9 protein-coding genes and 1 riboswitch are annotated in these 10144 nt (G+C 71.7%); of the genes, 4 read left to right on the top strand and 5 right to left on the bottom strand.

The genetic code is table 11. The annotated features are described in order from the left end of the window. Window positions 1-91 precede the first annotated feature (91 nt). The 5 genes from ACIO1C_RS03415 to ACIO1C_RS03395 all read right to left on the bottom strand — a co-directional run bounded on the left by ACIO1C_RS03415 (window position 92) and on the right by ACIO1C_RS03395 (window position 4901). Window positions 92-1153, bottom strand: coding sequence for a PrsW family intramembrane metalloprotease (locus ACIO1C_RS03415; protein ID WP_401857946.1), 1062 nt, complete (start codon window positions 1151-1153; stop codon window positions 92-94). Next, the gene (locus ACIO1C_RS03410) at window positions 1150-1758 is read right to left on the bottom strand and encodes a hypothetical protein (protein ID WP_401857943.1); all 609 of its coding nucleotides are present in this window, start codon (window positions 1756-1758) and stop codon (window positions 1150-1152) included. Before ACIO1C_RS03410 ends, ACIO1C_RS03415 begins: the two co-directional genes overlap by 4 nt. Before the next feature lie 25 nt (window positions 1759-1783). Next, complete coding sequence (locus ACIO1C_RS03405; RefSeq protein WP_401857940.1) at window positions 1784-2350, bottom strand: cupin domain-containing protein; 567 nt, start codon at window positions 2348-2350, stop codon at window positions 1784-1786. 69 nt (window positions 2351-2419) lie between these two features. Next, window positions 2420-3760 carry a cytochrome P450 gene (locus ACIO1C_RS03400; RefSeq protein WP_401857937.1) on the bottom strand — a complete coding sequence of 447 codons (1341 nt, stop codon included), beginning with the start codon at window positions 3758-3760 and terminating at the stop codon, window positions 2420-2422. Between the two features lies 1 nt (window position 3761). After that, on the bottom strand, window positions 3762-4901 hold the full coding sequence (locus ACIO1C_RS03395) for a type III polyketide synthase (RefSeq protein WP_401857934.1): 1140 nt from the start codon (window positions 4899-4901) through the stop codon (window positions 3762-3764). A gap of 480 nt (window positions 4902-5381) precedes the next feature. Here ACIO1C_RS03395 and ACIO1C_RS03390 point away from each other — a divergent pair, with 480 nt between their 5' ends. The 4 genes from ACIO1C_RS03390 to ACIO1C_RS03375 all read left to right on the top strand — a co-directional run bounded on the left by ACIO1C_RS03390 (window position 5382) and on the right by ACIO1C_RS03375 (window position 10110). Further along, window positions 5382-6023 (top strand): ScbR family autoregulator-binding transcription factor, encoded by a 642-nt coding sequence (locus ACIO1C_RS03390; protein ID WP_401857931.1) that lies wholly within the window; start codon window positions 5382-5384, stop codon window positions 6021-6023. A gap of 67 nt (window positions 6024-6090) precedes the next feature. Then, a riboswitch (cobalamin riboswitch) is annotated at window positions 6091-6309 on the top strand. A gap of 161 nt (window positions 6310-6470) precedes the next feature. Further along, window positions 6471-8795 carry a 5-methyltetrahydropteroyltriglutamate--homocysteine S-methyltransferase gene (metE, locus tag ACIO1C_RS03385; RefSeq protein WP_401857928.1) on the top strand — a complete coding sequence of 775 codons (2325 nt, stop codon included), beginning with the start codon at window positions 6471-6473 and terminating at the stop codon, window positions 8793-8795. A gap of 295 nt (window positions 8796-9090) precedes the next feature. After that, window positions 9091-9309, top strand: coding sequence for a CbtB-domain containing protein (locus tag ACIO1C_RS03380; protein WP_161310109.1), 219 nt, complete (start codon window positions 9091-9093; stop codon window positions 9307-9309). Between the two features lie 21 nt (window positions 9310-9330). Further along, on the top strand, window positions 9331-10110 hold the full coding sequence (locus tag ACIO1C_RS03375) for a CbtA family protein (RefSeq protein WP_401857925.1): 780 nt from the start codon (window positions 9331-9333) through the stop codon (window positions 10108-10110). The last annotated feature ends 34 nt before the right edge of the window (window positions 10111-10144 follow it).

Here is a 10144-nt window from a genome sequence, read left to right as displayed (position 1 = left end):
AAGACCCCAAGCCGTTCATCTGGACCAAGACCGCCGACCAGATCCTCGAATCCCTCGCCTCGTACTGCCGACGAATTACCGACTCAGGACACTAGGGCCTGTCGTTCGGATCTCCGTGGCGTCGCGGTGTCCGGGGGCGTACCGCCGCGTGCTCCTCCACCTCGTCCAGGTAGAGGGCGGCGCGGGCCGCCGCGTCCGCGCGCTGCGCGGGAGGCACTCCGCGCAGCGCGCTCCGGCGCGACCCCCGGGTGAGCAGGTCCGGGGACAGGTCCGTCTCCGGGGACAGCAGGAAGGCGCGGGCCCGGTCCCGTACCCCGCGCCGCAGGGTGAGGTAGAAGCCCAGGGCGACCAGGAAGTTGAGGACCGCCTTGCCCGCGATGCCCGCGACGGACCCCAGGAACGGCGAGTCGAAGAACCAGTGCATGGCCATCGCCATCAGGAGGCAGAGCAGGGCCGCGAGGTGGCGCCGTGGCGCCGGCGGGGAACGGTGGGCGAGCAGGATGCCGACGCCGGTGCCCGCCACGGCCGTCATGGCCCAGTGCGAGCCGACCCCCGTGAGCACCACCCGGGTGGTGAAGGACTGGCCGACGGCGGCGCCCTCGTCGATCCCCCCGGCGATCACGAGGGAGTTCATCGCGAAGGTCCAGTTCTCCACGACCTGGAAGCCGAGTCCGGTGAAGGCGCCCAGGAAGAAGCCGTCCAGCGGCCCGCGGACCAGCCGCCGCGACCCGAGCGCGATCAGCAGCACACCGGACACCTTGAGGAGTTCCTCGTTCAGCGGAGCGGTGAGGGCCGCGCCCCAGCGCGAGCCGAAGTCGATTCCGGCGGTCTTGAACCAGACCCCCTGGAGTCCGGTGTTGGCCACGATGGCGCTGCCCGTCGCCGCCGTGCCGCCCCAGGCCACGGCGCTCCAGGCCCACGGCCGGGACGGCGGCCGGATGGGGCGCGCCTGTTCCAGGATCCCCACCCCGACGAGGACGGTGAGCAGCAGCAGCACGGCGGCCAGCACGGCGGAGCCGGGGAAGACCCGGACGAGGCCCGAGAAGTCGTAGAGGATCAGCGCCGCGCCGGCCGCGCAGAGAAAGGCCCACATCAGGCCCACGACCCTGCGCCCGGCGGACGCGCGGAGAGTGGTCGCCTTCTCCGGGGTCACAGGACGCCCCCGGGGAAGGCGACCTCGCGGGCCTGCGCGAGTCCGTCCGCCAGAGCGCCGGGGTCCGCGTCCGGCTCCGCCAGTACGGTGATCTCGACGGCGTAGTCCTGCCCCGGCGACACCCACACGGCGGCCCTGCCCGCGCGGCCGCCCCTGCGCAGCGTCCCGGTCGCGCCCGGCGCTCCCCCGGCGCTGGTGGCCCGGGCCGGCGCGCCCAGCGTGCTGTCGCTGTCCACAGCCGACTGGATCCTGCGCAGACCCGGCCACAGCTCTCCGGCGTCGGCGGTGGTGGTGACGGGGACGGCGACGTAGCTCGCGACGAAGTCGACACCGCCGCGCGAGAGGGCCAGGCCGCTGCCGGAATCGCTCCCCGCCTTGCTCAGCTGCCAGCCCTCGCCCACCACCCGCAGGACGAGTGTGTCGTCGCCCGGCCCCAGCACCAGCTCGGTGTTGTCCCGTACGGGCTCGTCGTCGTCGAGGGCGCCGTCGATCAGCGACCAGCCGACGGTCAGCGCGAGCACGACGCACAGGACCCCCGCGACGGCCCACCGCGTCGGCCGGGACGGCCGCGCGGGCGGGTGTCGTGTGACCGGTGCGTCGTCCATGCTCGGTGCCCGTACCCGTCGTCTCCTAGACCCGGGCTTCCCCCCGGGCGTCGTGCCGCAGGGGCGTGAGCTGCTGGATGTCGTAGCGCACGCGCAGCTCGTTGACGGCGTCGGGGTCCGGGGCGCCCTCCTGCTTGAGGATGTCGAGCAGCTCCTCGAAGTACCGCTCGTGGTCCGTGGGCGGGGACGACTGGAAGAACATGCGCGCGGGTCCGTCGCCGCGGTTGGCGAACGCGTGCGGACAGCCCGGCGGGACGACGATGACCGTGCCCGCCGTCGCCCGTACGACCGTGCGGCCCGACGCGGACTCCCAGTGCCGCCAGTCGTCGCTCAGCACCCGTGGTTCAAAGGCCAGCACGTCCAGCTCGCCGTCGAGGACGTAGAACAGCTCCTCGCTGTGCGCGTGCCGGTGGGCGCCCACGTCGAAGCCCGGCGGGACGACGACCTCGAAGCTGGAGGCGACCCGGGAGTGTTCGCCGGTGACCTTGAAGGTCACCTCCTGGGAGGCGGTACGGACGGTCGTGCCGCCTCCCGGCGGGACGACCAGGCCTTCGGGGCGCGCGAGCCCGGTCCGGCGGGTCAGTAGGGTCATGCGGTCCTCCGGGAGGAGACGGAAGGGATGGGCGGCAGGGAAGGGGAGGGACGGGTACGGGCGGACCGCTCACCAGAGGACGGGCAGCGCCTCGGGGCCGCGGATCAGTGCCTCGCGCCGCCGGCGCACCTCGTCGCGCGGCACGGCGAGCCGCAGCCGCGGCAGCCGCTCCAGCAGGCTCGCGATCATGATCCTGGACGCCGTCCGGGCGAGCGCCGGGCCGACGCAGTGGTGTGGTCCGTGCCCGAAGGCCAGATGCGGGGCGGGGTCCCGGTCGAAGTCGAGCCGGCCGGGATCGGTGAAGACGTCCGGGTCCCGGTTGGCGGTGAGGTACGAGGCGTAGACGGCCTCGCCGGCCCGGATCCGTACCCCGTGGACCGTCACGTCCTCGGTGGCGATCCGGGCGAGGCCGACGCCGTCGCGGTGCGGGACGAAGCGCAGCAGCTCCTCGACGGCCGCGGGCAGCAGCTCGGGCTCCGCGCGCAGCCGCGCCATGTGGTCGGGGTGGGTGAGCAGCGCGTAGAGCATGGTGGCGCTGTTGCTGGTGACCGCGTGGGCGCCGCCGATCTGGATGAGGACGGCGGTCGCGACCGCTTCTTCGAGGGTCAACTCGTCCGTCTCCACCGCCTCGGCCAGCACCGCCGCGAGGTCGTCGCCGCCGTTCGTACGCCGCCGGCCGATCAGGCCGGTGAAGTAGGCCCCGACCTCCGCCCTGGCGCGCTCGCTGTGGGCGCGGCTGTACGCCGATGTCAGGAGCGACTCCGTCCACTTCCCCATCAGGGGCCGGTCGTGCTCGGGCACGCCCGTGATCTCGCTGACCACGGCCAGGGGGAACGGCCCGTTGATCCGTGCCATCAGATCGGCGGGCGCGCCCGCGCGCAGCATGCCGTCGATGAGGTCGTCCATGGTCCGCCGGGCGCGCTCCTCGACGCGAGCGGTACCGCGGGAGGTGAACGCCTTGTCGACCGAGCGGCGCAGCCGGGTGTGGTCGGGCGGGTCGGCGAAACCCACGGCCGCGTCGAGCGTGACGAAGTGCGGGGTCGTCCGGGTGACGTCGCGGCCGGCGAGTGCCTGGCGGCTGAAGCGCGTGTCGTCGGTGACCAGCTTGACGTCTTCGTACCGGGTGATCAGCCAGGCGAACCCCTCGCCGTGGGGGAGCCTGATCCGGCTGACCGGGTCCTCGCGCAGCCGCTCGGCGAGGAAGGGGTCGAAGTCCAGCCCGGGCAGGTGGGGCACCGCCCAGAACCGGACCGGGTGTGAGTCCGCGTCCCGCTCCGCGTCCGGCTCCGCCTCCGCGACCGACGGCGCGGACTCGGGCTCGGGTTCCGCCTCCGGTTGCGCCTCCGGTTGCGCCTCCGTGTCGGCGGTGTCCCGCGTGTGGGCCGCCGTCTCCGGTGTGTTGGTGGTCATCTCAGCTCACCGGTTCCGTCGCGGGCGACTGCCGGTCGGTGTGGACCGGGGTGGCCAGGACGTGCCGTTCGGACAGCGCGGGGCCGGCGAGGGAGTCGGTGGACCAGCGGCCGAGGGCCATCTCGGCGGTGATGCCGGGCCCGAAGCCCGCGATGATCCCGCTGGCGCCGTCCTCGACACCGCCCTCGTCGAACAGCCTGCGCACCGCGTCGAGGACCACGGCGCTGGCGATGTTCCCGTACTCGGTGAGGGTGGCGCGGCTGAAGCGGAACGCCTCGGGCGGGACCTCCAGGAAGTGACTGAGGTCGTCCAGGATGCGTGGCCCGCCCGCGTGGATGATGTAGAAGTCGAGGGCCGCCGCGTCCCAGCCGTGCTGGACCGCCATCGCGCGGAGGGCGGGGGCGAGGGGTTCCATCGTGCCGGGCACCCGCTTGTCCAGCAGGAAGTGGAAGCCGGTCGCCCGGACGCTGTACGCGATCCAGTCGGTCGTGTCGGGTACGAGGTGCGAGCCGTTGCGTTCCAGCGCGATGCCGGTGCCGCCCTTGCCCCGGACGACGGCGGCGGCCACCGCGTCACCGAACAGGCCGTTGGAGAGCAGCGAGCCGACCCCGAGATCGGTCGGCTGGTAGCAGAGCGAGCAGAATTCGCAGGCCACGATGAGCACGTTGGCGTCGGGGTACGCCTGGCAGAAGTCGTGCGCCCGGTTGACGGCGGCGCCGCCCGCCGCGCAGCCGAGCTGGGCGATCGGCAACTGCCTGGTGTGACTGGGGAAGTCCATGGTGTTGATCAGCCAGGCGGTCAGCGACGGCATCATGAAGCCGGTGCAGGAGACATAGATGATCAGGTCGATGTCGGAGGCACGCAGCTCGGCGTGGTCCAGGGCGCGGTTCACCACCGCGGGCACCCGTGCCTTCGCCTCGGACTCGTACAGCCGGTTGCGGTCCTCGAAGCCGGGGTGCCTGAGGGTCTCCTCGATGGGCTGGACGAGGTGGCGCTTGGCCACACCGGTGTTCTCGATCAACCGGAGCGCGAGGGGAAGTTGCGGGTGGTCGGCGTGGAGCGACCGCGCCAGGGCGAGGGTGTCCTCCATGGTGATCACATGCTCGGGAACCGACACATCGGGCTTACACAGAGTGGCCACGACGCGCTCTCCTTCGTTCGTGTTCGCTGTGAACTGCGGCCCACACTCTGTGGTGGCCCACCACCCCGCAACCTGGGGAACTGCCGGAAACTGGCCCCTGGGAGGAGTGTCAGGGGAGCGAGGGGGCGGGACCCGAAGGACCGTCAGGGATCTTACCTATGACTACGGAAAGTAAGCGCGAAATGGGCGCATCGTCCGTTCGTGGGCGCGGCGCCCGGTCCCCGATCGCGCCGCTTAGGGCCTGTCCGGCGCCACCACCGGTCCGGCGACCGTGGGTCACGACCCGTCCACCGAACGGGGCGGAAGCCGAAAACCGGCCGTCCTGTACCGGTGACACCATGGGACTCGCGAGTCCCGGAGACCTCTCTCCGTCCCAAGGTTTCGGCGCGGGAGAGACATTCGGGGAGTCGTTGAGCCCTATAGTACGGGCTGGGCGGTTTGTTTTGTGCTGGTCAACCCGGCTGCGCGGAAGGGTCATTCATGGCAACACAGGAGCGCGCCATCAGGACGCGCATGGCGATTCTGGAGGCGGCCGGCGCGGTCTTCGACGAGTACGGCTACTCCTCCACGACCCTCACCATGGTTCTGGAGCGCGCTCAGGTCACCAAGGGCGCCCTGTACTTCCACTTCCAGTCGAAGGAAGCCCTGGCCCAGGCGGTCCTGGACGAGCAGGTGCAGCTCGGCACCGTGCCTTCGCAGCCCTGCAAGCTCCAGGAAGTCATCGACATCACCTTCGCGGTGGCCCACCGGCTCCTGGACAACGCGCTGCTCAGGGGAAGCGTCCGGCTCACCGTGGACCAGAGCGCTCCCCCGGGCGTCGACCACAGCGGCCCCTTCCGCCAGTGGCCCGTCCATCTGGTGTCCCTGATGGAAGAGGCACGCGCGCAGGGTGAGTTGCTCCCCAGCGTGCGCCCGCAGGACACGGTCGAACTGCTGGTCGGCGCGTTCGCCGGCATCCAGCTGATGTCCCGCGCGCTGACAAATCGCGAGGATCTCGGGCGGCGGATATCAATACTGTGGGGACACATCCTGCCCAGCATCGCGGTCCCGGGCCTGATGCCGAGCATCGACACCGCGCCCGACCGCGGGGCGCGGGTGACAGAGGCGATCATGGCGGCCTGATCCGGTGAGCGGGCCTTCCCGCCGTCCGGAATACGAAAGGGGCTCCCGGCGCTTCACATGAGGGCATAGGGTGACGTATGCAGTTGGTTCGCCCTGTCAGCCAGGCAGCGGCGTCGTAAGAGGGAACCCGGTGGGAATCCGGGACTGCCCCGCAGCGGTGAGTGGGAACGACCGCCGTCATCAGCACTGGATCCGGATCGGGTCTGGGAAGCGACGGCCAGTAGGTGTCTTGTCCGACGAGACGCGCCCACGAGTCCGAAGACCTGCCACTGCCCGCGCGCGAACACCGCGCACGGAGATCCCGGTGACCTCGTGGGCGGGTCGGCGTGCATGTCAGGCGGTCGCGCGTACCCGGACACCCGGGACGTGGCCCCTCCGACGTGTCGCTCCTTTCGCGCCCTCGACCGTCCCCGGGACGGCAGAGAACCGCTCGCGAAGGAGAGTTCTGTGACAGACAAGTCCGCAGCCGCGGCAGCACGGGCGACCGTGCACGGCTACCCCCGCCAGGGCCAGAACCGCGAACTGAAGAAGGCCGTCGAGGGCTACTGGAAAGGCACCGTCGGCGCCGACGCGTTGCGCGACACGGCCGCCGGACTGCGCCGTACGAACTGGCGGCGGCTCGCCGACGCCGGCGTCCACGAGGTGCCCACCGGTGACTTCTCGTACTACGACCACGTCCTCGACACCAGCGTCATGGTCGGCGCGATCCCCGCACGCCACCGCGCCGCCGTCGCGGCGGACGCCCTCGACGGGTATTTCGCGATGGCGCGCGGCACGCAGGAGGTCGCGCCGCTGGAGATGACCAAGTGGTTCGACACGAACTACCACTACCTCGTCCCCGAGCTGGGCCCCGAGACCGTGTTCACCGCCGATTCCACCAAGCCGGTCGCCGAGCTGGGGGAAGCCCTCGCGCTGGGCCTCACGGCGCGCCCCGTGCTCGTGGGCCCGGTCACCTATCTGCTGCTGGCCAAGCCCGCCCCCGGTGTCGCCCCGGACTTCGAGCCGCTGACGCTGCTCGACCGGCTGCTTCCGGTGTACGCGGAGGTCCTGGCCGACCTGCGCGCCGCCGGCGCCGAGTGGGCGCAGCTCGACGAACCCGCGCTGGTCGAGGACAGGACCCCGGCCGAGCTGGAGGCCACAACCCGCGCCTACCGGGGCCTCGGCGCGCTGACCGACCGGCCGAAACTGCTGGTCGCCTCCTACTTCGACCGGCTCGGCGACGCCCTGCCCGTCCTCGCCGGGGCGCCCGTCGAGGGGCTCGCCCTCGACTTCACGGGACCGGCCGCCGCCAACCTCGACGCCCTCGCGGCCGTCGGCGGGCTGCCCGGCAAGCGCCTGGTCGCGGGCGTCGTCAACGGCCGCAACATCTGGATCAACGACTTCGAGAAGTCCCTGTCGGTCCTCGGTACGCTCCTCGGGCTCGCCGACCGCGTCGATGTGTCCTCCTCCTGCTCGCTCCTGCACGTCCCGCTCGACGTCACGGCCGAGCGGGACATCGATCCGGAGATCCTCCGCTGGCTCGCCTTCGCGCGCCAGAAGACCGAGGAGATCGTCACGCTGGCCCGCGGTCTCGCGCGGGGCACCGACACGATCGCCGCCGAACTGGCCGCGAACCGGGCCGACCTGGCCTCCCGCGCGGGGTCAGCTCTCACCAACGACCCGGTGGTACGGGCCCGCGCGACGGCCGTCACCGACGCGGACGGGCGCCGCGCCGCGCCGTACCCGGAGCGGGCGACGGCCCAGCGTGCGCACCTCGGGCTGCCGTTGCTGCCGACCACCACCATCGGCTCGTTCCCGCAGACGAACGAACTGCGCACCGCACGCGCCGATCTGCGCGCGGGACGCATCGACACCGCCGGGTACGACGAGCGCATCGAGGCCGAGATCCGGGAGGTCCTCTCCTTCCAGGAGAAGGCCGGCCTCGACGTGCTGGTGCACGGCGAGCCCGAACGCAACGACATGGTCCAGTACTTCGCCGAACAGCTCACCGGCTATCTCGCGACCCGGCAGGGGTGGGTGCAGTCGTACGGCACCCGTTACGTCCGCCCGCCGGTCCTGGCCGGGGACATCTCGCGTCCCGAGCCGATGACCGTGCGCTGGACCACGTACGCCCAGTCGGTGACCGACCGGCCCGTCAAGGGCATGCTCACCGGTCCCGTCACCATGCTGGCCTGGTCCTTCGTCCGTGACGACCAGCCGCTCGGCGACACCGCCCGGCAGGTCGCCCTCGCGCTGCGCGACGAGGTGAACGACCTGGAGGCGGCCGGGACTTCGGTCATCCAGGTGGACGAGCCCGCCCTGCGCGAGACGCTGCCGCTGCGCGCGGACGACCGGCCGGCGTATCTCGACTGGGCGACCGAGGCTTTCCGTATCACCACCAGCGGTGTCCGTCCGGCCACCCAGGTCCACACGCACATGTGCTACGCGGAGTTCGGCGACATCGTCCAGGCCATCAAGGACCTGGACGCGGACGTGATCAGCCTGGAGGCGGCGCGGTCGCACATGCAGGTCGCCGACGAACTGGCGGCGGCCGGCTATCCGCGCGAGGTGGGCCCCGGGGTCTACGACATCCACTCCCCCCGCGTGCCCTCCGCCCACGAGGCGGTGACCCTGCTGCGCAAGGGACTTGAGGCGGTGCCGGCGGAGCGGCTGTGGGTGAACCCGGACTGCGGGCTGAAGACCCGCGGCTGGACCGAGGTGCGCGCCTCGCTGGAGAACCTGGTCGAGGCCGCCCGTGAGGTACGGGGCACCCTTCCCACCAGCGCTTCCTGACGCGACCCGGGGCCGGCCGGCCCCGGAAACGAACGACCCGGCGGCGGCCGGGGCGGACAGACCGGATGTTTCCTGACATCCGGCCAACTGTTCCGCCCCGGCCGCCGTCAGGCGCTGTGGCGGTCCAGGTCCGCAGACGGTACGGTCGCGTGGACATGACGACGGTGTGACGGAAGTCCGGTGAGAATCCGGCACGGTCGCGCCACTGTGTACCCGTACCTCTGCGGGAAGTCAGACCCGGCACCTTCGTCTCAGGCACCACGATCGGGACGCGTGTTCCCCAGGAGGTTCGGCCATGGCACACTCCGCTGCCCCCGCGACAGCCGCAACACCGGCTCTCACTCCCCTCTCGCTCAAGGAGATAGCCCCGTGGGCGCTCTTCTTCGGCGTGCTGATGCTCGTCCTGCTCTACTTCGTCGGCGCGGAACAGGGCGCCCTGTCGGTCATCTCCGGTGAGAGCGTGCACGAATGGGTCCACGACGGACGCCATCTGCTCGGTTTCCCCTGCCACTGACCGGCCGGGAGACCCCTTCTCATGAACTCCGTATCTGTCCGCGCCCTGCTCGTGCGCGGCATGCTCGCCGGCCTCGCGGCCGGTGTGCTCGCCCTCGTTGTCGCCTATCTGCTCGGTGAGCCCTCCGTGGACGCGGCCATCGCGTTCGAGGAGGCGCACAGCCACGAGCACGGCGGCGAGGAACTCGTCAGCCGTTCCCTCCAGTCCACCGCGGGCCTCGCCACCGGTGTGCTGATCTTCGGCATCGCGGTCGGGGGCATCGCCGCCCTGGCGTTCTGTTACGCGCTGGGCCGCGTCGGCCGGTTCGGACCGCGCGCGACCGCTGTCCTGTTGTCCGTCGGCGCGCTGCTGACGGTGTACGTCGTGCCGTTCCTCAAGTACCCGGCCAACCCGCCCGCCGTCGGCAACGGCGACACCATCGGGAAGCGGACGACGCTCTACTTCCTGATGATCGTGCTGAGTCTCCTGCTCACGGCCGGCGCGCTCCTGCTCGGCCGGCGGCTCGCGCCGCGCCTGGGCAACTGGAACGCGACCGTGGCGGCCGGGGCCGCCTTCGTGGTCGCCGTCGGACTGGCCTACGGCTTCCTGCCGGCGATCAACGAGGTGCCCAAGGACTTCCCGGCCACCCTGATCTGGGAGTTCCGGCTGTCCTCTCTCGCCGTCCAGGTCACCCTGTGGACGACGTTCGGGCTCCTCTTCGGCCATCTCGCCGAGCGGCTCCTCGTCCCGAGGACGGACCGGGTCGGCGTGCCCGCCGGTGCGTCGGGGGTGGAGCCGAAGGCCACCGCCACCGCCGGCTGAGGACCGCGGGAGGGGACGTCAGTCCCGTACGCCA

Source organism: Streptomyces sp. NPDC087420, from assembly GCF_044744165.1.
In the GTDB taxonomy this organism is placed as follows: domain Bacteria; phylum Actinomycetota; class Actinomycetes; order Streptomycetales; family Streptomycetaceae; genus Streptomyces.
The sequence above is the reverse complement of the archived record's forward strand: the minus strand, read 5'-3'. Positions and strand labels throughout refer to the sequence as shown.